The organism is Labrenzia sp. THAF187b (assembly GCF_009363375.1).
Classification (GTDB): domain Bacteria; phylum Pseudomonadota; class Alphaproteobacteria; order Rhizobiales; family Stappiaceae; genus Roseibium; species Roseibium algicola.
Genome location: NZ_CP045344.1, coordinates 4,284,900 through 4,308,149 on the forward strand (window position 1 = coordinate 4,284,900; position 23,250 = coordinate 4,308,149).

Sequence of the window (23,250 nt, forward strand, 5' to 3'; positions counted from 1 at the left end):
ATGACCAGTGTTGAAGGCGTCAGCGCCACCCAGGGTGCTGCCTCGACTGCATCCGCGCAGAAGCAGCTGACTGTCGACTACGACACGTTCCTGCATCTGATGATGGCTCAGATGCAGAACCAGGATCCGACCAATCCCATGGACGCGTCCGAACAGCTCGCGCAGCTCGCAAGCTTCAGCCAAGTTGAGCAGTCTATTCAGACCAACGCCAAGCTGGAAACGCTTCTGACCAACCTTTCGTTCGGTCAGGTAGATGATCTGATCGGGCGGACCGTGACCGACGCCAACGGCACGACGGGTGTCGTGGAAAAGGTTGAAGTCTATTCCGACGGCACCGTGCTCGCGCTCGACAACGGTCAGGGTGTTCTGCTTGGACCGGGTGTAACCATTTCCTGAGCGGATGGAATGACATGAATGAAGTTGATGCCCTGGACCTGGTCCGGACTGCAATCTGGACGATCCTCGTCGGATCTGCCCCAGCGATCGTACCGGCGATGATTGTCGGTATCGGAATTGCGTTGCTGCAGGCCTTGACCCAGGTTCAGGAAATCACCCTTACCTTCATTCCGAAGATCGTGGCGATTCTGGTCATGATCGTGGTCGCCGGACCTTTCATCGGCGGCCAGATCTACTCGTTGACGACCCTGATCTACAATCGGATCGAAACGGGGTTCTAGCGACGGTCTGCAGCATTGCGCTTGCTTGGTTTCAGGTGCAGTCGTGGTCCTGAATTTATTTGTCGTCCTGATTTGCATCGAAAGCTGTAAGCCGGGATCAGGTACTTTGCGTTGTCGGCGAAACATTTCACCTTGGCGTATGTAGCCAATGGATCCAGGCCTTTGCCGGGATGACAAGGTAGATGCGTTTCTAGTATCCATTTCTCCTTGAACCACGATTTGCTTCAAGTGCGACCGCGGCTCCCTTCGGAGCGTGGAGTGACCATCGTCGGTCAGAGCACTCAACCTTTCCCGAACTTCCCTCCTGAAATCCTTCTTCAAAAAAGCCTCGCGCAAGCTTCACGGGCGAGGTTGCCAGGTATCAGACCTGCAGCAGAGAGAAGGCATGACAGACACCTCCCTTTCGCCGGCTGCCGGCAATGCGCCGGACAGCCGCCGCGACGTCGGCTTTGCCATAGGCATCGTCCTAATCCTGGCCGTTCTTTTTCTGCCAATACCGACATTCCTGATCGATATCGGCCTGGCCATGTCGATCGCGCTGTCGGTCTTGATCCTGATGGTTTCGCTCTGGATCCAGCGTCCGCTCGATTTCTCGTCTTTCCCGACGATCTTGCTGATCGCCACCATGCTGCGGCTGTCGCTCAATATCTCGACAACGCGCATGATCCTTGCCAACGGCCACGAAGGGCTGAATGCGGCAGGCTATGTGATCAACGGCTTTTCGCAATTCGTGATGAGCGGTGACTTTGTCATCGGTCTGATTGTTTTTGCGATCCTGGTCATCGTCAACTTCATGGTCATCACCAAGGGCGCAACCCGTATTGCGGAAGTCGGCGCACGCTTCACTCTGGACGCGATCCCGGGCAAGCAGATGGCGATCGATGCGGATCTTTCCGCAGGACTTATCGATGACAAGGAAGCACAGCGTCGGCGCAAGGAACTGGAAGAGGAAAGCTCCTTTTTCGGCGCGATGGACGGTGCCTCCAAATTCGTTCGCGGCGACGCGATTGCCGGCCTTATCATTACGGCTGTGAACATCCTTGGCGGCATCGTCATTGGCGTGACCCGCTATGACATGACGGTTTCCAACGCGGCAGACGTTTTCACCAAGCTCTCCGTCGGCGATGGCCTCGTCTCTCAGATCCCGGCGCTGATCGTTTCACTGGCGGCTGGTCTGCTGGTGTCCAAGGGCGGCACCAGGGGGTCGACCGACAAGGCTGTTCTCGGCCAGCTTGGCGGCTATCCGCGTGCCCTGTTCGTGGCAGCGATCCTGATGGCCATCTTCGCGTTGATGCCGGGCCTGCCCATGTTGCCGTTCCTGCTGCTGGCGATGCTGATGGGCTTTATCGGTTATGCCATTCCGCGGCGCTTGGCAGCGGCGAAAAAGGTCGAGGACGACAAGAAACGCGCAGCGGAGGAACAGGCAAAGCTTGAGGAAAAGGACTCCGTCAAGGAAACGCTAAAGTCGGCTGAGGTCGAACTGGTTCTTGGCAAGCAGCTCTCCGCCGAACTGCTGACGCGAACCGGTGAACTGTCTCGCCGCGTTGCGAAGATGCGCCGGAAGTTTGCCGAGCAGTATGGTTTTGTCGTGCCCGACATTCGGGTTACCGACAGTCTGACGCTTGATCCGAAGAGCTACCAGATCAAGATCCACGGCACCATCATCGCCTCGCAGCATCTGAAAGTGGGTGAACTGCTGGTCATTCCGAACAATGACGAGGCACTGCCGGTACCGGCTGACCAGACGCGTGAGCCTGCATTCGGGATGCCAGCCTACTGGGTGCCGCCTGCGTACAAGGACGAACTCAAGCGCCGCGGCATGACGCCGGCCGAAAACATCACGGTCATCCTCACGCATTTGAGCGAAGTGATCCGCAACAACCTGCCGCAGCTCTTGTCCTACAAGGATATGCGCAAGCTGTTCGACAGGCTGGACCCGGAGTACCAGAAGCTTCTCGACGATATCTGTCCGGCGCACACGTCTTTCTCCGGACTGCAAGCGGTGCTCAAGCTTCTATTGGCGGAACGGGTTTCGATCCGGAATCTCAACCTGATCCTGGAAGCCGTTGCCGAGATCGTTCCACACGTCCGCAGATCGGAGCAGGTGGTGGAGCACGTTCGAATGCGCATCGCCCAGCAGATTTGCGGCGACCTTGCAGAAGGCGGCTCTCTGAAAGTGCTGCGTCTCGGAAACCGATGGGATCTAGCCTTCCACAATGCCCTGAAACGGGACGGGAAGGGCGACGTCATCGAGTTCGACATCGAGCCGCAACTGGTGGAGGAATTCGGCACGCAGATGTCCGACGCCGTCAAGAAACACATGAAGGACGGCAGCCGCTTCGCGGTGGTAGCGGCACCTGATGCCCGGCCATATGTACGCATGATCGTGGAGCGCATGTTCCCGACCTTGCCGGTGCTGTCGCATCTTGAAATCGCACGCGGAGTGGATGTTTCAGCGCTTGGAAGCGTCTCGTGATTTCCGGCGGTCTCTTTTTCAGCACCTTCAGCTCGTCGCTGCTTCTGGCGGTCTTCCTGTTGTTCTGCCGGATAGGAGCCTGCCTGATGGTGATCCCGGGGTTCGGCAGCAACCGTGTGCCTGTGCATGTTCGCCTGTTCATCGCGCTTTCCGTCGCGTTGGCCTTGTCGCCTCTGTTGGCGCCAGGCGTACAGGCGTCCTTGCCGGATGAGCAGCTCGGCACTGTTGCCGGCTTCATCGGGGCAGAGTTGCTGACCGGAGCCTTCATCGGTTTTCTGGGACGCATCTTTCTGGCGGCTCTGGAGACTTTGACGACGTTGGTGTCCATGGCAATCGGCCTGTCGAACATGCCAGGCATGCCGATCGATGGCGTGGATTCCCTGCCGCCTGTCGCAAACCTTTTCACGGTGACGGCAACGGCGATGGTGTTCATCACCAACCAGCACTGGGAAATTCTGCGCGGGCTGGCAGCCTCCTATGAAGCGATCCCGGTCGGGCAGCCGCTGGCGGCCGTGACAAGCCTTGAGCAGTTTGCCGAGCAATTGGGCCGGACCTTCATCCTGGCATTGCGGGTGTGCAGCCCGTTCATCGTCTACACGGTCGTTGTGAACTTTGCCGTCGGCCTCGTCAACAAGCTGACACCGCAGATCCCGGTCTACTTCATCTCCATGCCGTTCGTGATCGCGGGTGGTCTCTACTTTCTTTATCTCGTCATCGCGGAGGCCATCATGATCTTCCTCGACGGCTACTTCACTTGGCTCCAGATAGGTTAGGCAATCCTGACCGTGAAAGGTTCCTGTTCCATGGCAAGAAAAAGTCAGGATATTGAACGTTTGTTCCGGATGCAGAAGCAGATATTCCTGTTTTCATCCTGGCTACTTCAGAAGCTTGACGCTCAGGTCTATCAGCTGAACGAAAAGGAAAGACGCATTCTGCTGGCCCTTTCGAATGGCGATCTGGCACAGCACGACAGGTTTATCGCCAACGCTGCCGAGCGGCTGAGACGTATCATCGAGGAGATGTCACGGCTCAGCGAAGCGCGCGCAAAGGTGAACTCCGAATATGATCGCCAGCGGTTGATGCTGAAACTCATGGCTGAACGTCTCGCCAGGATGCGTGGGGAGGAACAGCGTGCTGAAGAAGAACGGGACCTGATGGATCTGCTCGACCGCAGATACGGGTGAAAGCCACTTGGCGTGAACGGGGCATATTCGTCGCGGTCCAGTAAGAAGACGCAAGCCTCCCGCAAGCTGCGCAGGCTATTCCTGAGGATGCAAACAAGGTTCGGTTCAAGTGTATTGCTTGCCTTGCCCTGTCGCCTGCCGGGCCTTGTTTGCACCTTATGTTTTTCGAGGAGCCCAGCATGGCGATTTCGCCTCCTTCAGATCTGATCCTGGATGTGTCCAAGGCTGCCGATCCGGTGAACCTTGCCGACGCCACGAACCGTCTCAGGTCCATTTCCGCTGGTGGTTCGGGAGATGGCTTTGCACTTGCCTATGCCGGTGCGACGAACCGGGCAGGAGCCACTGAAGGCAGTTTTCGAACCGCCAATTACGAAGGACCGTCCCAAAAATCTCCTGCGGAGAAATTCGAGGCGATGATCCTCAGCCAGTTCGTCGAAACAATGCTTCCGGATGACTCCGAAGCGGTCTTCGGGTCCGGAACCGCCGGGGAAATCTGGAAATCGATGCTTGCCGAACAGGTCGCAAACCAGCTTGCCGCCAGTGGCGGTGTCGGTATTGCCGGCCTGATTTCAGATACGCTTGAAAAGGGAGTTAAAGCCTGATGGACGCTGCCAACGATGTTGACTTTCAGGACGTTGCCGTGACCGATCTCGCACTTCAGGAATTCACCCCCGATCCGGTGCGGTCCATGCCGCTGGTGGTCGCCGTTCGCCGAGCAATCGGCGCTGTGCGCGAGGAAACCCGGGCGCTTCGTGCAAACCCGACAGCGGACCTGAAGATCTTCGAATACGGCAAGAGCCAGGCTTTGCTTGACCTGTCCAGGGCCCGGACACTCGTGCCGCCGGCGTTCTATTCCGAGGAGTTGCGCGAAGACATCGCCGAATTCAAGGAAGTGCTCGACGAGAATGTCGGCCTGTTGCAACTGCACATGAATGCGGTGACGGAAGTTGTCGGCATGATGTCCAGAACCATGATCGACTATGAATCCGACGGCACGTATCAGGCACCGTTTCCGGAGAGGGCTCGATGATCAAGACCCTCGTTGCCGGCCTCTGGATGTCTGCCACCATGCTGGCGTCCGGTTACGGCACCACGCAGTATCTGGCAGCCCAGAAAAGGGTCGGCGACGATGAGCCGGCGTTTGTGGGGCTGGATTATGAGACCGTGAACCCGGTCAACGTGCCGATCCTGTTTGATGGCACGCTGCAGGGATATGTGGTGATCAAGATGGTCTTCACAGCGGATGGCGATACATTGCGCCGCCTGCCTGTGCCGCCACACCCTTTCCTGGTGGATGAAGCCTTCCGGGTACTCTATTCGGACGAAACCCTCGATTTCCGTAGCCTGGAACGTTACGACCTGGAGGCTTTCACCGAACGTCTCAAGAAAACCACCAACGCGCGTCTCGGCCGGCCCGTGGTGCACGACGTCCTGGTGGAGGAATTCAACTATTTCGACAAGGAAGATGTGATCACGCACTAGCCGCTGATCCTGATCTTGTACTGAAAAACTTCTTCTGCCGCCTCCCAGGCAATTGGCGCTCAGTTTCGGCTGGGCGCTTTTTTTTGATCCTCACCGCGGCCTGTTTTGTGCTTGATGGAACAGGACTGTTTGGAAAACCTACGCAATAGACCGAGCGCCGAGTGCGCTACTTTGCCTGGCGCGGTTTGGAGGATAGGCCCATGAAGACGATAACGGTATCGAGCAGTCGTGGCTCAATCGATCTGACTTCCGATGATATCCAGGTTTTGGAAAACGCGGTTGAAATCCTGCTTTATTCCGATGTTGAAGACTGTGAGCAGGCGAGAGAAATGCTGCTAACCGGAAAAAGCCTGCACGAAATCATGGAGCGCTTGTCGACACTTCTGGGAGAGTGAATTGGAGCGTTAGCAGGTCAATATAAATTCGCGGCGTTTGTTTCGCGCCATTTAGTGAATGCCGATTTCAGCCATCAGCATCGAAAATCGTGTCGATAGCCTGGAAGATGGTCTTGTAGACACCGATTTCGTCTTTGGCGAAATCTCCATGAGGCACCGCTCTTTTTGCTTCGGCAATCAAGTCAGCCTTGATGGCTTCCAGATCCACTTCTGTACCCATCGGCCGATTTGAGAGCTCCACGTGCAGACGTTTGGCAATCCCGGCATAGGCGACGATTGCAGTCACCATGTGGGCGGGATCCTCCGGGATCTGGATTTTTTTCATACGCGCCGTTTCTCTGGTTTCAGTTGCAGGTAGTTTCCAGGTCCGTAAGACCCGAAACGCGCGACAGGCCTAACAGCATATGGTGTTAGGCTGGCAGAATTGAAGCACGTTGGCGAATTTCGGTAAGTTGCCGCTGTATCAGGCGAAATTGCAGGCCGGCACGTCGCTCGTATCTGTGCGAACGAGCTGCCTGACCAACCGGAAATGATTTGGGATGCCTGAGACCGAACTACCGCAACCGGGCGTCCTTCAAGGCCTCAAGCAGCAGTTCCGTTTCTTTTGTCTTGTTACCACCGGCGTCAGGAACTTCGACATAGGAAACGTTGACTGCATTGTCCGGCCAGGCGAGGACAGCGGTAAAATAGATCCAGACACCCTTGTTGAAAAATTCGAGATCCAGGGAAATGCGCGGGGTGGTTTCCCACTCGACATCTGCCTGTGCGGCCATGGAATAGCGCAAGGAGCCTTCCTTGAAGAAGAGCTCGGCCGATGTCTTGATCAATTCGTCGATATTGCCGTGCTGGTCTGTTCGGATATAGGCAACAAAGTCGACCACATCGACCAGTTTCAGATCTTCGATAAAATCGGTCAGAGCAGAGGCAATTGCTTCCTGGCGCTGCCGGTCGCATTCCAGTGGCGACGGTTTCGTGCCGTTGCCTTCAGGCATATCGTGCATTCCCCGGACCTCCAAATACATTAAATTATACAGCAGTTTTGGTCTGGCGTGAGTACACGTAGCAAATGATTTCCGCAACTGCTCTGTAGAATTCCGGCGGGATCATCCTTTCAACTTCTGTAGCGGCGTAGAGGGACCGTGCAAGTTGCCGGTCCTCGATCACGGGAATATTGTTCGCCTCGGCGATCTCCCTGATCTTCAGCGCAATCAGATCCTGTCCTTTAGCTACAACAACCGGGGCAGGGTTTTGGTCCCCGTCGTAACGCAAGGCAACAGCGAAGTGTGTCGGATTGGCAACAATGAGGGTTGCTTGCGGCACGGCTGACATCATGCGGTTTCGTGCCCGGTCGCGTGCGAGCGAGCGTTGCCGGGCCTTGACGATCGGGTCGCCTTCCATCTGCTTGTGCTCGTCCTTGATCTCCTGCTTGCTCATGCGCAGGTTCTTGCGCCAGTGTGAGCGCGACCAGAGAATGTCGACTGTAACCAGTAGAATGGTAACGATGCAGACGCCGGCGATCAGCTTCATCGATATCTGAAGGATCGCTTCGGGAAGTGCGCTTGGATCTGTGAACATGGCGTTGATCAGTTCCGCTTCATTCGCCCGGAACTGGCCATAGACGATGGCACTGACCGTGGAGAACTTGAAGACTGCCTTGAGGAACTCCACAAGGCCCTGGGCTCCGAATATGCGGCTCCAGCCCTTCGCCAGCGAGAGCTTGGAGGCATCCGGCTTGATGCGGTGAAAAACGATGCTGGGCGTGTTCTGCAAAAAGGCGGACGCAAGACCGGACACGGCAAGCAGTGCGACAATCGGGGCGAGGAAGACCATGACCTCGATCGACACCGCATGGGTGAGCAACAATGCGTCGGCGCTGTTTCCAAGATCCACTCCTCCCGAAAGGTCCAGAAGATGCGTCAGCGTTTGCACGAGCTGACTCGATGCCGATGTAACAACGAAACTGCCGATCAAGAGTGTCGCGATAAATGTTGCCAGAACGGGGGCTTCCCGTGAGACCGGGGTGTTGCCCTTTTCTATGGCATCGCTGATCTTTTTCTCGGTCGGTTCCTCTGTTTTTGAATCCTTGTCTTCTTCCGACATCCAGCCACCCGGTGTTCAGGCTCAGATCACGTCGAACCGCTTGCAAAGACGATCACGCAAAGAATGCGCCTTCGTCCTGCTTCGGATTCAGCTCGATTTCACCACGCGATGCCATTTCCAGCGCGAGGTTGGTGATCGCACTGCGGGCATCCAGAACGTCGCGCTGAGCGGCCGGTTCGCCGGCAGCAAGTTCGTGTTCGGCGATACGACGTGCGCGGGATGTCAGCGATGACAGGATCACTTCCCGGAACTGGGCATTGGTTCCCTTCAGGGCCAGCACGATCCGGTCCGTCGGGATCTGATCGAAAATCGCCATGCGGGTCCGGGCGTTGAGATTGGTGATGTCGTCGAAGGTGAAGAGCAGACCTTTCAGAAGTTCTGCGGTTTTCGGTTTCACCTCGTTCAGGTTCTCCAGAGCGTCTTCCATGTGCTCGCGGTCCATCTTGTTGAGAATGTCCGCCATGCGAGCATGGGAATCTGCTTCCAGGGTGCCCGACAGGTTGAGCATGAAATCCTCATGCATGGTCTTTTCGACGTCGCGCATGATTTCCGGCACAACCGCCTTGATCGACAGCATGCGCCGGACAAGAGAGTTGCGCGTCTGGTTATTGATCTGGCCGAGAACCTTTGCTGCTGCACTCGGCTTTATCTTTGTCAGGATCAGCGCTGCGGTTTGCGGGTGTTCCTTCAGGAGATAGTTTGCGAACACCGTTTCGGAAACCGTGGTCAACCGGTCCCAGATGGACCGGTTGGAGTTACCAAGCACGTCCGACATGATGTCTGCAAGCTGATCGTCCGGCAGGACACCTTCCAGCATTTTCTCCACTTCGTTGGCCGAACCATAAAGCGTCGTGCCATGGGAGAACTGCTCGATGAATTCTTCGGCCAACCGGTCAAGCTCTTCCGATGCCACCGTGCCGAGCTGAGCCGCGGAGACGGTGATCATCCGGATTTCTTCCTGATCGAAATGCCGGAGCAGTTTCTGCGAACTCGTCTTGCCCAGCGACAGCAGCAGAGCGGCTACGCGTTGTGTACCGTTCATTCGGCGGGCAGGCGGCGCAGGCGGCTTGGCCAGGTTTGCAGCGGTTGCTGCGGCAGCGTTGGCGGAATTCATCATTTTGTCACTTCAATCCTAAGGAAACAGCCTTGGGCAAACCGGAGAAGGTGAGGCCGGAAAAATCCGACCTCAGATGTCCAGACCGCCGGCCTGGGCGCTGATGATCTCCGTCAGCGAAACGCCGAAGCGCGAGTTGTCGTCTTCCACGACCACGACTTCTCCGCGGGCGATGACGCGGCCGTTGACCACGATGTCGATCGGTTCGCCGACACGATGATTGAGTGGAATAACTGCGCCGCGACCGAGTTTCAGCAGGTTGGAAACCAGCATGGTCGCAGATCCGAGAACCACCTGGATGTTGACGGGAATGCCGAGGATGGTGTCGAGATTTCGGTCGTCGCCGATGGTATCGCCATTCTGGTTCTTTTCCGGCGATTCCACCTTGGCGAAACTCGCGGCATCGGCCGGGCGGGTTTTCGGGCCTTTTTCAGCGTCGATGTGATCGATGATTGTTTCGGACATTACATCTTATCCTTCTGGTTCATGGAGACCGTGCGGAACGGGCTTTGCAGCGAATTGTCGATACGGTGGACGCGTGTCGGCGCCTGTTGATGGACCTGGCCGCGATGAATGGTCGTTTCCTTGCGCCCGCCGGACTGAGCGGAACCGGCAACGCCAGCTGCCTGCTCGCCTGCCGTGTCTTCGGCGAAGATGTCGATGTCGTCGCGAACAGGCGCAAAGCGTTTCGGGTCATGCAGGACGGCGGTTGCCTTGGAAAGCTCCTTCAGCTCCGCGCGCAACACGGACTGCTGGCGCTTTGCCTCACGGGTCAGACCGTCGATTTCCGCGATCAGCTCCCGCGCATCGTCCATCCGGTTGCCGAGCGCATTGAGGATCTGGGCACCCTTGACGTTGATCTCCTGGATCGAGACCTCGATGCCGTCGAGCGCGAGGGCGGTCTGATCGAAGATACGCTGGTAGTCATCATGGTAGCTGCCCAGTCGGCGCAGCTCCCGGTGCATGGAAAGCATCCGGACCGTGGTCGCGACCAGCGCGAGCAGGAGAACGCCATCAACGATTGCGGAGATCATCGAACAGATCCTTTTCTTCCTCATGGATGAGCTCATCGATCTGCAACGTGTAGGATCCGTTCAACTGTCCAAGCTGGCAGGTGAAGACGGGCTGGTCGTTGCAGGCGAGTGTGACCGGAGAGCGGGCTGTCGCCTGAAGTTCGATGACCTGTCCGACCCGGAGGTTTGCGAGGTCGCCGAGCGACATTTCACGTTCTTCGAGAATGGCTTCCAGCTTGACTTCGGTGCGCTGGATCTCGTTGTGGAAATGCTGGGTCCACTGTTTGTCGCGGCTCGACATCTCGCCGGACAGAACCTGGGAAAGGCGCTGCCGCAGCGGGTTGAGTGTCGAGTGCGGCATGACGATGAACACTTCGCCGCCGCGCCCGATTGCCTGTTGCAGCAGGCGAGCCACCACGGCCGGGTTGTTCCGCCGGCCGACCACCGCAAAGTCCATGCGGCTTTCAATGCGCTCGATCTTCAGCGTTGTTTCGGCAATCGGGGCAAAGCTTTCGGCCAGTGCCTTGGCAGCTACCTCGAACATGGTGCGCGCGATCCGCGTTTCGATGTTCGAGAAGGGGCGCTCGTCGTCGATGGGAGGCTCGGTCCCGTCAGCACCGAAGAGGACATCCACCAGTGTGAAGATGAAGTCCCGGTCGAAGCCGACGAGTACACGGGCATCCCATTCCGGAGAATAAAGCACGGCCACCAGAGCATTGGATTCGAACTCGTCGAGTACGTCGCCGATGCGGTTGTTTTCAACGTAGCTCACCGAGATGTAGGACGGTGAGGGGGACTTCTGGCGCATGGCGTCGGCCATCAGGCGGGCCATGCGGTCGAACACCACCGGAAGCATCGGCAGGCGGTCAACGGAAATTCCGGCGGCATCCAGCAGTCTGTCGGCGATCATCGCGCGTTCGGAGCTGGAAGCATTGGAGCTTGCGGTCGCTGCTTCGATCATGGCTTAGGCGGCTCCCTGCAGGTCCTGGACGTTGTCGGCACCAGCGCCACCGGCACTCATCGTCTCGTTTTCAACTTCGTCGATGGTTGGACGGTCGTAGTCGGAAATGGTCTTGCGGCCATGTTCCAGGGCGATCTGCGGATCGGCGCCGTTCATGAAGGCAAGCAGGGTCTGCTTGACGACGATGTAGGTACGAAGGCGGGACTCGCGGACGTTTCGGATCTTGGAGGCGATCGGGCCGAACAGCGAGTACGAGAAGAAGATGCCGACAAACGTGCCCACGAGTGCCGCACCAATCAGGCTGCCCAGCAGCTGAGGAGACTGGTCGATTGCGCCCATCGCCTTGATGACACCGAGCACGGCCGCGATGATGCCGATGGCAGGCAATGCATCAGCGATGCTGCTCATGGCATGGTACGGCTTCATCTGGTCGCGGTGGATCGTGTGAAGTTCTTCGTCGACCAGCGCTTCGATTTCGTGAGCACGGGCATTTCCCACGATGATCAGCCGGAAATAGTCGCAGATGAAGGTTGTCAGGCTGGCATTGCGCAGGACCGACGGATACTTCTGGAAAATCGGAGAAGTATTCGGGTCTTCGATGTGCGGCTCGACCTGGTTACGCCCCTTGGCGCGCAACTCACGCATCAGGCCGTAGAGAAGTGCCAGAACGTCGAGATATTCCCGCTTGTTGGGAACTGCGTTGCGCAGCGCATCCGACACGGCAACCAGGGTTCCCCTGATTACCTTCATTGGATTGGCAACGACAAAAGCACCGATAGCGACGCCAAGAATAATGACGAGCTCCCACGGCTGCCAGAGGACGGAGACCTTGCCTCCGAGTGCGGCAAAGCCGCCTATAAGGGACGCGCCTGCTATGATCAGGCCGATAAGAATAGTCACCTAACAGCTCCCAACTGGTGTGGATTGCAACTCTGATTGGGAGGACGCTAGCGGCCGAGACTTGCCTGAAGCTGACGCGTGAAAGCCTTTTGAAAATCATCTCCGGGCCGTCAGCCTGGCGTAAGGTTTGCGAGTGAGTGTTCCCCGAAAGCCTGCCCGCCATGGGCCCGCAATGGGGATAGATCCATGATCAATACATTGAGCCAGGTTCAACTGGTCAGAACCAATATGGAACGCTCGCTGAAGACGGTCGCCGCGGACCCTATGGTCGAACGTCAGACCGAGTACTATCGCGAGAACATCCGCAATATTAAGTCCATCGACGAATTCCTGGCTGATGATCGCATCTTCAACTACGCGATGACTGCCATGGGTCTGGAGGACATGATCTACGCGAAGGCGTTCATTCGGAAAGTGCTGGAAGAAGGCACGGACGAACGTGGCGCTTTCGCCAATCAGCTGGCCGATACCAAGTACAAGAATTTTGCTGAAACCTTCAATTTCAAGCGGTATGGCGAAACGACGACTTCTTTTGCCCGGACGCAGGACGCGATTGTACAGAAGTATCATCGGCAGACACTGGAAGTGCGCGAGGGTGAACAAAACCAGGGTGTCCGTCTGGCACTCTACTTCGAACGCCGTGCGCCCGATATCACCAACGCGTACGATGTTCTGGCCGACCGCGCACTTGCCGAGGCTGTTTATACTTCCCTTGGCCTGCCGCAAGAATTTGCGATGACCGACATCGACAAGCAGGCAGCCTACCTGGAAGAACGTCTGGATTTCAGCAAGTTCGGAGATGCGGACTACCTGGCGAAATTCCTCAACCGGTTCTCGGCTCTCTATGACCTTTCCAACGGCCCGTCCGGCAACATGTCGCCAACACTTGCTCTTTATGGCAACGGCCGAGGGGTTATCCAGATGGGCGAGGGACTGTTGGCAAGCATCCAGAATTTCCGCCTCGGAGGCTTTTGATCCATGGAATCCGCACTTTATGTTGCGCTATCTGCGCAGGTTGCACTTTCGAACCGGCTGGAAACGGTTGCCAGAAACGTTGCCAACATGAACACAGCCGGCTACCGGGCAGACGAGGTCAAGTTCGCAGAGCTCGTCTCAAAGGCAGCGCAGGACAAGGTCAGTTTCTCCACCGGTGGCGAGAAATACATTTCCCGGCAGTACGGCAGTCTGAACAAGACCGACAATCCCCTTGATCTCGCAGTGGAAGGCGAAGCCTGGTTTGCAATTCGCGATGTAAACGGCAACCTGTCCTATACCCGGGACGGGCGCTTGCAGATCGGCAATGACGGAACCTTGCGTACCTTGACCGGACAACAGATCCTGGGAGCAGGCGGGCAGCCGATTGCACTCGATCCGGATGCCGGGACACCCTTGATCACGCAGTCGGGCGAGATTTCCCAGGGCGACGTTGGAATTGTCGGCCAGGTCGGTTTGTTCCTGATCCCCGACGATGCCCAGCTCACGCGTGCTGAAAACTCGGCGGTCATTCCCGACAAGCCGGTTATTCCCGTGCAGACCTATGACACAAACGGTGTTCGCCAGGGATATGTCGAAGGCTCGAATATCAATCCCGTCCGGGAAATGACCAAGATGATCATGATCTCGCGCGCCTTTGAGAGCGCGACGAAGATGATCGATACCAGTAATGAAAGTCAGGAGAAGGCCATTCGCGAACTGGGGGCAACCTCATGACGGCGGTGGATGCAACACAGGCGGTGGGCAAGCCGATGGACCTCAATGCTGTCATGGATGGTTCGCCCGTCAAGGCAACGCGGCCCGGGGTTTCGCCCAAGGCTGAAAAATCTGCCTTCAGCTTCGGTGACTTCATCGACGTGATCAATCCCTTGCAGCATATTCCGGGGATTGCGGAACTCTATCGATCGGTAACGAACGACGAGATTTCCGACAACGCCCGCAAGGCCGGCAATGCTCTATACGGCTTCGCACTCGGCGGGCCGGTCGGGCTGGGAGCCATGCTCGCCTATAACGAAGTCGGCGATCGCCTGAACAGCAGTCAAGAAAATGTCACGGCACAGCCCGTCGAAGTTGCGGAAGCGGCTCCTGTCGGCGAATCTGCGCCAGCAAGCGATGTTCCTGTGCCGGTGCGCAAGCCTGTTGTTGAGCCAACCGCATCCGAAGCCGATAAGGCTGCTGCCACAGCCGTACTTGGTGAAACCGTGGCATCGGCTGGTCGCAAGGACGCTCCGCCTACCGCTCTTGTCGATCTCATCAACAGCACTGGTGCTGCTCCCGGGCCGGATGGGGAAACAATGACATCACCCGACAAGTCTTTTTCGGGTAATGCCTCATCCGTTTCCTATCTCGACATGCCGGACAGCGCCACGCCATCGGGGCCGGTAATGCCTGACCAGCAGGGGCTTGACCGTCTCGCTTCGCACAAATCCAACCATCTGCCTCTCGATGTCTTGAAAGCTCTTCAGGAACGCCATGCCGAACGCTCCGTATCTGAACGCACTTGATCAAATCTCCGCGTCTTTGGCGGCCCTGGAAACTGAGATCGGGCCCGTGAAACTCAGCGGACGTGTGACCCAGGTTTCTTCCGAATCCATTCGCGTCTCCGGTCTTTCCCGCGTGGTTTGCCTGGGCGACCTGGTGCAGTTCGAGGGGCGAGCTGGCATCCGGCAGGGCGAAATCATCCGGCTGGACCAGAAGGACGTGGTAATCAAGCCATTGGAGCGCGTGACCGACATTGGCATCGGCAGCGTTGCTTCGGTCATGGGCGGACTTGCCATTCATCCGGACATGAGCTGGCGCGGCCGGATCGTGAATGCGCTCGGCGAACCGATCGATGGGGCAGGGCCGCTTGCCCATGGTGTGGAAGCGTTTCTTCTTGACCGCGCACCACCGCCGGCGATGAACCGAAGCAAGATTTCCGAAGGCGTTCGAACCGGTGTGCGGGTGATCGATCTCTTCACGCCACTGTGCGTCGGTCAGCGTGTCGGCGTTTTTGCGGGGTCCGGCGTTGGCAAGTCCACACTTCTCGGCATGCTGGCCGGGTTTGGGGACTTTGACACGGTAGTAGTCGGTCTCGTTGGCGAACGCGGCCGCGAAGTGCGCGAGTTCATTGATGACATCCTGGGCGAGACCTTGGCGCATTCCGTTGTTGTCGCCTCGACTGGCGATGAAAGCGCCATGCAGCGCCGGCTTGCGCCCAAGACGGCCATGAGCGTTGCCGAGTACTTTCGTGCGCAAGGTCACAAGGTGCTGCTCATTCTGGATTCCGCCACCCGATTTGCCCATGCTGCACGGGATGTGGCTCTGGCGGCTGGGGAACCTCCTGTCGCCCGCGGGTTTCCGCCAAGCGTCTTTGCTGATCTTGCCCGCCTCATCGAACGCGCCGGACCCGGAAGCAGCGGCGAGGGCTCAATCACAGGGATCTTTTCCGTTCTCGTTGACGGTGACGACCACAACGATCCGGTTTCCGATGCCATTCGTGGCCTTCTGGACGGACACATCGTTCTGGATCGTCAGATTGCCGAGGCCGGCCACTATCCGCCAGTCAGCGTATTGAAATCCACCTCGCGGCTTGCCGACCGGGCCTGGACACAGGATCAGCAGGAACTTATCCATCGGATCAAGGGGCTGATATCCTACTATGAAGATACGAAGGATCTCCGCCTGATGGGCGGTTTCCAGACTGCGGGCGACGAAAAACTGGAAAAGGCCTGCAGACTTGTGCCCAAGATTTACGAAGCGCTGAGACAGCGCGCAGACCAGCTGGCTCCCTCCGATCCCTTCGCAGACCTGGCTCAGGCTTTAGCTGCCGATACGTAAACCATTTTCCACATCTCTAGTATAAATACGAAATTGCCGCCTTGTCTGGCGGCGATTTTTGTATATATCAGTGTTACATCTTATTAAGGATTGCGGAAAAACGCGGTCCCCGGCATTTTAATAAATTTTTCTCTCAGTTTATTGGTAATGTCCGTGATTTTTTATTTAGTTTTCTATGTGGATATAAGAACTTCCCCCACTATAAATTCTGAAATAGTTGTCGAGTTAGGGAAGAAACGTTGACCTTGTGAAGCTCCAAAATTACGGATTCTACATTGGTAAAATCCAAGGGGCTGATATGTTCATAATCGTAGACTCAAGAGAGATAGTGACCGCAGGCTATGCCTCGGCATTCGACCGGGAAGGCTATGCCTCCCTGGAACTTCATCCATCGGAACTTCTTGACTGGCTGGAAATCACCTGTGCCCAGGATCTGGGCTCGGTTGACGCCATCCTTCTGGGAGAGTGTGAAGAAAGATGCGGCTACGTTGCATCGATCCGCAGCCGGTGTCCGGAAGCTCAGATCGTGGCTCTGGAAGATACCGCCAACCTTGAGAGCACGCTCGACCTGTTTTCCGCAGGTATGGACGATGTTCTGAAGAAGCCGGTTCACGTTCGGGAAATCATTGCCCGCGTCGGAGCTTTCCGCCGCCGGATCACTTCCCGGAACAATTCAGCAGGCACCGGTGCCATTGAAGTCTTCTTCGACGGTCGCGATCCAGTCGTCGGTGGGGACGTCATGGAACTGCCGCGCCGGGAACGCCGCATTCTTGAATATCTCGTCAAGAACAAGGGGCGGCGTGTCACCAAGACACAGATCTTCAATGCTGTTTACGGCGTCATGAACGACGGCGTGGATGAATGTGTCGTGGAAAGCCACATTTCCAAGCTGCGCAAGAAATTGCGGAAAAAGCTTGGCTACGATGCAATCGAGTCGACGCGTTACATCGGCTACATGCTGAAGGACGCCACGGCCACCAAGCAGAAGGTTGCAGATACCCGTCGGCAGGTTCAGGCCTCGCCAGCAACCGCACACGCTGTAGAGGTTCCGGTTGACACCCGCACCACCAACAAGCCGTTTTTGTCAGTGGTCAATGCCTGATCGGAATAAGCTCTGAATATGAAGACCTTGCAAGGAACAATAATTTGCAATGGCAACGATCGAGCGGACTGGTATGAAAGTTTTGCCGGAGACAATTGCATGATGCGATGCCGCTCTAATTCGTCGAATTCAGGTTTTTTGTAGATGCAAGACTATCTGTTTTGCTGTGGAAAGAAGGCTCTTTCAATTTACAATTGATTTTTATGGAAAATTTAGAAAACCTACCCAGAATATACGACACACTGACGCTCTAATCACATGATCTCCGCTGCGCGGCGCATTGATGGGGCGAGGGGCAATGTAGATGTGTCTGTGAATCAAGTATTGAAGAGACGGTCCGCAAAGGCGGTTCGGTTTTCGTCCTTGACCGGAAGCCATTTAAATCGGCGTTCTGCCGGAGTTTTATGAGCTGGAACGGACACCGTGAATTGAGGTGGGCGTCTTGACACTGAACGGCAGTACGTCGTTGCCATATACTCCCAAGGAGATGGGCCGTTCCAGCCTGTCCCGGACGTTCATTCTCTATACGCTCGGTCTTTTCGCTGTTCTTGGCATCATATTCATCGGCATTCTTACGAAGATCACGTGGGACGCCTCTCACGCACGCGCCATTCGTGTCACCGAGGCTTTCTTTCAGGCAACCAAACGCCCGTTTGAACGCGCCATCTGGACAGTCAATGCGGACGCGACCCTGCAGCTCATCCGTGGGTTGGAAAGTCTCGAGGTTGTCGAGAAAGTCTGGGTTGAAACACCGGACACAGGCAATTTCGGTGAACCTGTTACCGGACCACGCGCAGCCGAAGCTCTTAGTTATACACTCAATTCGCCCAGCACCATCCTGCACAAGGATGCAATCGGGCAGGTGTTCATTCTCATCGACCGCAACACGATTTCCTATGAAATCGTGTCGACTGTCGGGTTCATCGTCACCGCGATCATCGTCTATCTGCTGTTGCTCGCCATCGTCATCAGAACGGTCTTTCGCCGTCTGATCGGTCAACCGCTTTCGGCAATCGTGGACTACCTTTCGACGCCGCGCCTGATCGAAGATCCGCCAAAGGCCGAACTGATGCCTGGCCGTGCGGACGAAATCGGCATTCTCGCCGCCAGTCTCCAGTCCATGGTTCAGCGCCGGCATCTGGATTTGCAGAAAATTCAAGAATACCAGACTAATCTCGAGGACTTGGTCGCACACCGGACGGAGCAGCTTAAGTTGGTGCAGGAAGAGCTTATCCAGGCAGATAATCTAGCCGCGCTTGGTGCGCTGGTCGCCGGGGTCTCGCACGAACTGAACACGCCTCTTGGAAACGCGTTGATGGCGGCCACGACCATCAAGGATTCAACCGGTTACTTGCGCACCGAACTTGAAGAGCAGAAGCTGAGCAAGGAAGCTCTGGAAAACGAAGTCGAACGTATTTCCGATACCGCACATATCATCGAGAAGACACTCGGCCGGGCCCGTGAACTTGTCGGAAACTTTCGTCAGGTGGCTGTCGACAGGCAGAGCGAGAAGAAGCGGTCCTTCAATTTTGACCACATCATTCGTGAAACCCTTGCAACACTGCAGCCGACGCTCAAGAAAACACCTTTCAAGGTCGAGCTTGATCTCCATGCGGACGAAATCATCGACAGCTATCCTGGTGCAGTCAGTCAGCTCGTCTCGAATTTTGTCGAAAACGCCATCAAGCACGGATACGAAGGGCGAAGCGAAGGTCTGATCAAGCTTTCTTCCCAGGTGGTTCACCCGAAAGACAAGAACCGAAACAATTCGAACGAACGCAAGATTATCTTCAAATGTCAGGATTTCGGTGTAGGCATTCCGGAGAAGAATCTGAAAAAAGTATTCGAGCCTTTCTTCACGACGAAGTTCGGCAAAGGAGGATCCGGTTTAGGGATGGCGATTTGTTACCAGCTGGTCACCGAAGCCCTGAACGGAACCATCTCGGTGTCTTCCAGCGTCGGGTCGGGAACGGAATTCATTATCGAATTCCCCGCCTTGGCCGCTCAGGATACCAGGAAGCCTCTCGGACAGAAGGTGCATTGAGATGGTGATGGACTTTCTTGCCCCCTCAGAGCCGGAAGTGAAGAAGATCACAAAGGCGCCCTGGAAAATCCTGATTGTCGATGACGATCCGGACGTGCATGAAGTCACCAAGATCGCGGTTGGTGGATGCATCTTCGAAAATCGTCCGTTTGAACTCTTGCATGCTCTCTCGGCTCAGGAAGCCCGGCAGATCCTGTTGAAACACCCCGATATCGCGGTGGCGCTTGTCGATGTCGTCATGGAAAGCGATACGGCAGGTCTCGGGCTTGTGAGCTGGATCCGTTCCGAACTCGGCAATCATTTCACGAGGTTGATCCTGCGCACAGGTCAACCCGGGTATGCACCGCAGACCGACGTGATCATGAAATTCGACATCGACGGCTATACCGAAAAAGCCGAATTGTCGCGGACCAAGCTTATTACAGCCATCGTTACAGGTCTGCGCGGTTACAAGCTTGTCATGTCGCTTGAGACCAATCGAAAGAAGCTCAAGCAGTTAAACGAGCATTTTGCAGCGATTGTCGAAAAGAACGCCCTGAGTGAATTTGCTGCGGCAGTCCTGAAGCATTTCACCGTTCTTGTCGGGCAACCTGTCGACAGCCTGTTGTGCGGTCTTGAGACGCTTCCCGACTACGGATCCTTCGACAAGTCCAACGTCCGTGTGCTCGCGGCAACGGGAAACTTCGAGGACAAGATTGACCTGCCGGTGGACGTCATCAGTGACGATGCGATCCGCAATGCCGTGGCAAGATGTGTCGAGACACAGGCAACATGCGCGTCGCCCAAAGGGCTTGCTCTTCCGCTTGTCACCCGTAACGGCATGACGGGTGCGCTTTATCTCGGCATTTCAGAGGAGTTGCTGGAGGAGCTCGTCGGGTCGGAAGTCGTGCAGTTGTTTGTTTCCAACGTCGCGCTTGGCTACGAGAAGACCGGCCTGTTGGAGCATATTCGCAACCTTGCCTATGTCGATCGCGTCACTGGACTTTCGACGTTCTCCGGTTTCATCGAAACCTTTCAGCGTCACGCCGCCAACGGCGCCAAGTTGCTGGTCGTTCATTCCGACATCCAGAGATTCCGTGTCATTGTCGACGGGATCGGCGACGAAAAGGCCGGCGCGGTCTTGAAACGGACCGGCCACCGCCTGTCGCAGACCTTCCCCGATGCGCTAACCATTGCCAGGAAGGAAAAGGACGAATTTCTCATCCTTCTGAAGGGCGGTGAGGAGAATACCATTCAGGACGTTGTTGCGCGGATCGAAGATGCCTTCCAGCAACCGATAACGCTCGAAGACAACCAGATCACCCTTCGATTGCGGCTGGGGTTTGCGTCCACCGGCACCGAGACGCAGGGCGCGGAAGAACTCGTGCGTTTTGCCTCCATCGCCCTTAACGATGTGCGTCAGAAAGGGGTGACCAACCACGCGGTTTTTCATCCGCTGATGCAGGAGGCAGCGTTTGAGCGCTTGCGGCTTGCTTCACTGCTTACCGGTAGTTCCAACCAGACGAAGTTTTCGCTGAATTATCAGCCGATCATGCACGCCCGGGACGAGAGCCTTGCGTCCTTCGAGGCCCTGATGCGGTTCCGTACCCCGAGCGGAACGTTCCTGAATACCGCTCGGATGATCGAAGCCGCCGAAGCCAGTGGTCTTATAACCGAAATTGGCGCATGGATGTTCAAGACGTCCTTCACCGAATTCAGCAGCTTGACCGGGATTTCCGATGACGTTCGGTTGAATGTGAACCTGTCTCCCCGGCAGGTTCAGGCAAACCGGATCTACAAGGACATCGAAGATGCTGTGACAGCCGCCGAATTGCCGCTGGATCGCCTGGTTTTCGAGGTGACCGAAGGGCTGTTCCTCAGCAACGATCAGGTGACCCTGGCCTTCCTGACGTGGCTGCGTGACAAGGGCGCGCGCGTCGTTATTGACGATTTCGGCACCGGGTATTCCTCGTTCAGTTATCTGCGCAAGCTACCGGTTGACGGTATCAAGATCGACCGAAGCTTTATCATGAACATGGATCAGGATGCGGATGCGCTTGCTGTCGTGAAATCCATCATCGCCGTTGCGCAGGCGCTGGATCTGAACGTTACAGCAGAAGGTGTCGAGACTGTTGCCCAGAGAAACATCATGCAGGAGCTGCATTGCGACTACCTGCAAGGATATTTCTACGCCAAGCCTCTGGCGACCAATGAACTGTCCGGTTTCATCCAGAAGGCTGTCGAACCAGGCGTTGCCTTCGGATAAAACAGTTTATCCGTCTGTTTATCAAATTCTGGCCGGAACTGTCAGGACAGAAGTGCCTTTTTGGCCCATACTAGCGTCAGCTAGGTCATACGTTGAATTGAAGACACCGGATAGCCTGTCAAGGATTGCGTTCTGCAATTCTGTTCACATAAGCGATTGAAAATTTGTACGAAACACGCTCTCATGCGGGAAAACGTGTTTGCGGCGGACGCGTCAATCGCGTTGAATGTCGACTGGACCTTTGTAAATATGCGCTAAAGCGCAACTTGGGGAGAAAACATATGGACATGAGCGGCTCCCACCGGATTCCGGCCAAACGGGAAACCGTATGGCAAGCCTTGAACGATCCGGATGTCTTGCGGGCCTGCATCCCGGGCTGCGAAAGCCTCGAAAAGACCTCGGACACCGAAATGACCGCCGCGGTCACATCGAAAATCGGGCCTGTCAAAGCCAAGTTCAAAGGGGAAGTGACCCTTGAGAACATCAATCCTCCGGAAAGCTACACGATCTCGGGAGAAGGCAAGGGCGGCGTTGCCGGGTTTGCCAAGGGGTCTGCGGATGTGAAGCTTACGGAGGAAGGTGACGAAACCATACTTTCCTACGAAGCCAAGGCGCAGGTCGGGGGCAAACTTGCTCAGCTCGGCAGCCGGCTGATCGATTCTACCGCCAAGAAAATGGCGGAAGACTTTTTCACGAAGTTCTCCGAGATGGTCGGCTCACCGGCAGGACAGGACGAAACTGCTGTCGCAGCTGGTACCGATGACGATCTGGATCCTGGAGTGGCCGAGGAAGCCAAGCGGATCGCGATCGAAGATAGCCCTGGCGAAGTCATGCACGCAATTGAGGATGCGGAGCATGCAGTCGAGGAAAAGATCCATCAGGCGGAACAAAATATTGAAGCCGCCGCGGGACGCAACGTATTCGGCGGCCCCATGGTCTGGGGGCTAGTGTTGCTCGCTGCGGTGATTGTCGTGCTTGCACTTGCAAGTTGACCGGGTAGGACAAATCTTGAAATGATCGGGCTCTGACAATTTAGGACGCGCCAGGGCCCCAGCACAAAACACGGTGACAAGCCGGGAAATTGGGTCAGTGACATACAATCGAATTCGATTGTTTTTTCGTACGCTGGTCTGGATCGGACATCAGAGGTCTTGCCTGTCATTTCATGCAGGTGGGCCGGTTTGAACGCTCCGGTTCAGGGAATTTCATGAGGGAGAGGAATTCATGTCGAAAGTATCGATGGTATTGAACGGCAAGACGGTTTCGGCTGATGTCGAAGACCGGACGCTGCTCGTATCGTTTATCCGGGACGTGCGCGGACTAACCGGTACGCACGTTGGCTGCGACACCTCGCAATGCGGTGCCTGCGTTGTGCATGTCGACGGCAAGGCCGTAAAGTCCTGCACCATGCTTGCAGCCCAGGCCGATGGCGCAGAAGTAGTAACACTTGAGGGGATCGGCACAGCCGACAGCCTGCATCCTGTACAGGCAGCTTTCCGTGAACATCATGGGCTTCAGTGCGGCTTTTGTACCCCCGGCATGATCATGACCGCCGTGGACATGATCAAGCGTCATGGCGCCGGAAATCTCGACGAGGCAACCATTCGCCACGAGCTGGAAGGCAATATCTGCCGCTGCACCGGCTACCACAATATCGTCAAGGCGATCAAAGCCGCCTCCGATCAAATGGCCGGTATGGCTCAGGCCGCCGAATAACGGCGTTGGCCTGAACTCCCAAAATTGA

General features: G+C 56.3%; 26 protein-coding genes. 18 read left to right on the top strand and 8 right to left on the bottom strand.

Translation table 11 applies throughout. The features are described 5' to 3' along the window. The 9 genes from flgD to FIV03_RS19805 all read left to right on the top strand — a co-directional run bounded on the left by flgD (nucleotide 1) and on the right by FIV03_RS19805 (nucleotide 6,214). Nucleotides 1-396, top strand: coding sequence for a flagellar hook assembly protein FlgD (gene flgD, locus FIV03_RS19765; protein ID WP_022998515.1), 396 nt, complete (start codon nucleotides 1-3; stop codon nucleotides 394-396). Nucleotides 397-410: 14 nt separating this feature from the next. Then, nucleotides 411-677, top strand: a complete 267-nt coding sequence (gene fliQ / locus FIV03_RS19770; RefSeq protein WP_022998516.1) for a flagellar biosynthesis protein FliQ — start codon at nucleotides 411-413, stop codon at nucleotides 675-677. Between the two features lie 385 nt (nucleotides 678-1,062). Further along, nucleotides 1,063-3,153: a flagellar biosynthesis protein FlhA gene (gene flhA / locus FIV03_RS19775; RefSeq protein WP_152510699.1), complete on the top strand. Its 2,091-nt coding sequence runs from the start codon at nucleotides 1,063-1,065 to the stop codon at nucleotides 3,151-3,153. Beyond that, a complete protein-coding gene (gene fliR, locus FIV03_RS19780; protein ID WP_022998518.1) occupies nucleotides 3,150-3,926 on the top strand; it encodes a flagellar biosynthesis protein FliR in 777 nt (258 codons plus the stop codon). Before flhA ends, fliR begins: the two co-directional genes overlap by 4 nt. Nucleotides 3,927-3,956: 30 nt before the next feature. Then, the gene (locus FIV03_RS19785) at nucleotides 3,957-4,337 is read left to right on the top strand and encodes a hypothetical protein (RefSeq protein ID WP_055656561.1); all 381 of its coding nucleotides are present in this window, start codon (nucleotides 3,957-3,959) and stop codon (nucleotides 4,335-4,337) included. Between the two features lie 179 nt (nucleotides 4,338-4,516). Then, nucleotides 4,517-4,939 (top strand): rod-binding protein, encoded by a 423-nt coding sequence (locus tag FIV03_RS19790; RefSeq protein WP_031268441.1) that lies wholly within the window; start codon nucleotides 4,517-4,519, stop codon nucleotides 4,937-4,939. Beyond that, nucleotides 4,939-5,367: a hypothetical protein gene (locus tag FIV03_RS19795; protein ID WP_022998521.1), complete on the top strand. Its 429-nt coding sequence runs from the start codon at nucleotides 4,939-4,941 to the stop codon at nucleotides 5,365-5,367. The genes FIV03_RS19790 and FIV03_RS19795 overlap by 1 nt, the downstream gene beginning before the upstream one ends. Beyond that, nucleotides 5,364-5,819: a hypothetical protein gene (locus FIV03_RS19800; RefSeq protein WP_022998522.1), complete on the top strand. Its 456-nt coding sequence runs from the start codon at nucleotides 5,364-5,366 to the stop codon at nucleotides 5,817-5,819. The genes FIV03_RS19795 and FIV03_RS19800 overlap by 4 nt, the downstream gene beginning before the upstream one ends. Before the next feature lie 200 nt (nucleotides 5,820-6,019). Then, nucleotides 6,020-6,214 carry a hypothetical protein gene (locus FIV03_RS19805; RefSeq protein ID WP_152510700.1) on the top strand — a complete coding sequence of 65 codons (195 nt, stop codon included), beginning with the start codon at nucleotides 6,020-6,022 and terminating at the stop codon, nucleotides 6,212-6,214. A gap of 67 nt (nucleotides 6,215-6,281) precedes the next feature. On the opposite strand, the gene FIV03_RS19810 is transcribed toward FIV03_RS19805, so the two are convergent. The 8 genes from FIV03_RS19810 to motA all read right to left on the bottom strand — a co-directional run bounded on the left by FIV03_RS19810 (nucleotide 6,282) and on the right by motA (nucleotide 12,302). Beyond that, nucleotides 6,282-6,539 carry a hypothetical protein gene (locus tag FIV03_RS19810; RefSeq protein ID WP_152510701.1) on the bottom strand — a complete coding sequence of 86 codons (258 nt, stop codon included), beginning with the start codon at nucleotides 6,537-6,539 and terminating at the stop codon, nucleotides 6,282-6,284. 229 nt (nucleotides 6,540-6,768) lie between these two features. Beyond that, nucleotides 6,769-7,215, bottom strand: coding sequence for a hypothetical protein (locus tag FIV03_RS19815; protein ID WP_209009718.1), 447 nt, complete (start codon nucleotides 7,213-7,215; stop codon nucleotides 6,769-6,771). Nucleotides 7,216-7,240: 25 nt separating this feature from the next. Beyond that, on the bottom strand, nucleotides 7,241-8,314 hold the full coding sequence (gene flhB, locus FIV03_RS19820; protein ID WP_152510703.1) for a flagellar biosynthesis protein FlhB: 1,074 nt from the start codon (nucleotides 8,312-8,314) through the stop codon (nucleotides 7,241-7,243). 52 nt (nucleotides 8,315-8,366) lie between these two features. Beyond that, a complete protein-coding gene (locus FIV03_RS19825) occupies nucleotides 8,367-9,431 on the bottom strand; it encodes a flagellar motor switch protein FliG (protein ID WP_022998527.1) in 1,065 nt (354 codons plus the stop codon). 69 nt (nucleotides 9,432-9,500) lie between these two features. After that, nucleotides 9,501-9,893 carry a flagellar motor switch protein FliN gene (gene fliN / locus FIV03_RS19830; RefSeq protein ID WP_152510704.1) on the bottom strand — a complete coding sequence of 131 codons (393 nt, stop codon included), beginning with the start codon at nucleotides 9,891-9,893 and terminating at the stop codon, nucleotides 9,501-9,503. Further along, a complete protein-coding gene (locus FIV03_RS19835) occupies nucleotides 9,893-10,462 on the bottom strand; it encodes a hypothetical protein (RefSeq protein WP_152510705.1) in 570 nt (189 codons plus the stop codon). The genes fliN and FIV03_RS19835 overlap by 1 nt, the downstream gene beginning before the upstream one ends. Further along, nucleotides 10,443-11,402, bottom strand: coding sequence for a FliM/FliN family flagellar motor switch protein (locus FIV03_RS19840; protein WP_006934597.1), 960 nt, complete (start codon nucleotides 11,400-11,402; stop codon nucleotides 10,443-10,445). Before FIV03_RS19840 ends, FIV03_RS19835 begins: the two co-directional genes overlap by 20 nt. A 3-nt stretch (nucleotides 11,403-11,405) precedes the next feature. Next, nucleotides 11,406-12,302 (bottom strand): flagellar motor stator protein MotA, encoded by an 897-nt coding sequence (gene motA, locus FIV03_RS19845; protein WP_022998531.1) that lies wholly within the window; start codon nucleotides 12,300-12,302, stop codon nucleotides 11,406-11,408. 186 nt (nucleotides 12,303-12,488) lie between these two features. Here motA and FIV03_RS19850 point away from each other — a divergent pair, with 186 nt between their 5' ends. The 9 genes from FIV03_RS19850 (at nucleotide 12,489) to FIV03_RS19890 (ending at nucleotide 23,222) form a co-directional block, all read left to right on the top strand. Continuing rightward, nucleotides 12,489-13,277, top strand: coding sequence for a DUF1217 domain-containing protein (locus FIV03_RS19850; RefSeq protein ID WP_022998532.1), 789 nt, complete (start codon nucleotides 12,489-12,491; stop codon nucleotides 13,275-13,277). A gap of 3 nt (nucleotides 13,278-13,280) precedes the next feature. Continuing rightward, complete coding sequence (flgF, locus tag FIV03_RS19855; RefSeq protein ID WP_022998533.1) at nucleotides 13,281-14,012, top strand: flagellar basal-body rod protein FlgF; 732 nt, start codon at nucleotides 13,281-13,283, stop codon at nucleotides 14,010-14,012. Then, nucleotides 14,009-14,800, top strand: coding sequence for a hypothetical protein (locus tag FIV03_RS19860; protein ID WP_152510706.1), 792 nt, complete (start codon nucleotides 14,009-14,011; stop codon nucleotides 14,798-14,800). The genes flgF and FIV03_RS19860 overlap by 4 nt, the downstream gene beginning before the upstream one ends. After that, nucleotides 14,769-16,115, top strand: coding sequence for a FliI/YscN family ATPase (locus tag FIV03_RS19865; RefSeq protein ID WP_152510707.1), 1,347 nt, complete (start codon nucleotides 14,769-14,771; stop codon nucleotides 16,113-16,115). The genes FIV03_RS19860 and FIV03_RS19865 overlap by 32 nt, the downstream gene beginning before the upstream one ends. A gap of 328 nt (nucleotides 16,116-16,443) precedes the next feature. Then, nucleotides 16,444-17,217 (top strand): winged helix-turn-helix domain-containing protein, encoded by a 774-nt coding sequence (locus FIV03_RS19870; RefSeq protein ID WP_324251974.1) that lies wholly within the window; start codon nucleotides 16,444-16,446, stop codon nucleotides 17,215-17,217. Nucleotides 17,218-17,659: 442 nt separating this feature from the next. Then, entirely contained in the window at nucleotides 17,660-19,261 is a 1,602-nt protein-coding gene (locus FIV03_RS19875; protein WP_209009719.1) for a HAMP domain-containing sensor histidine kinase, read from the top strand. A gap of 7 nt (nucleotides 19,262-19,268) precedes the next feature. Beyond that, nucleotides 19,269-21,506, top strand: a complete 2,238-nt coding sequence (locus tag FIV03_RS19880) for an EAL domain-containing protein (RefSeq protein WP_209009720.1) — start codon at nucleotides 19,269-19,271, stop codon at nucleotides 21,504-21,506. A gap of 281 nt (nucleotides 21,507-21,787) precedes the next feature. After that, nucleotides 21,788-22,498: a carbon monoxide dehydrogenase subunit G gene (locus FIV03_RS19885; RefSeq protein WP_152510710.1), complete on the top strand. Its 711-nt coding sequence runs from the start codon at nucleotides 21,788-21,790 to the stop codon at nucleotides 22,496-22,498. A gap of 232 nt (nucleotides 22,499-22,730) precedes the next feature. Continuing rightward, nucleotides 22,731-23,222 (top strand): (2Fe-2S)-binding protein, encoded by a 492-nt coding sequence (locus tag FIV03_RS19890; protein WP_031268448.1) that lies wholly within the window; start codon nucleotides 22,731-22,733, stop codon nucleotides 23,220-23,222. Nucleotides 23,223-23,250 lie beyond the last annotated feature (28 nt).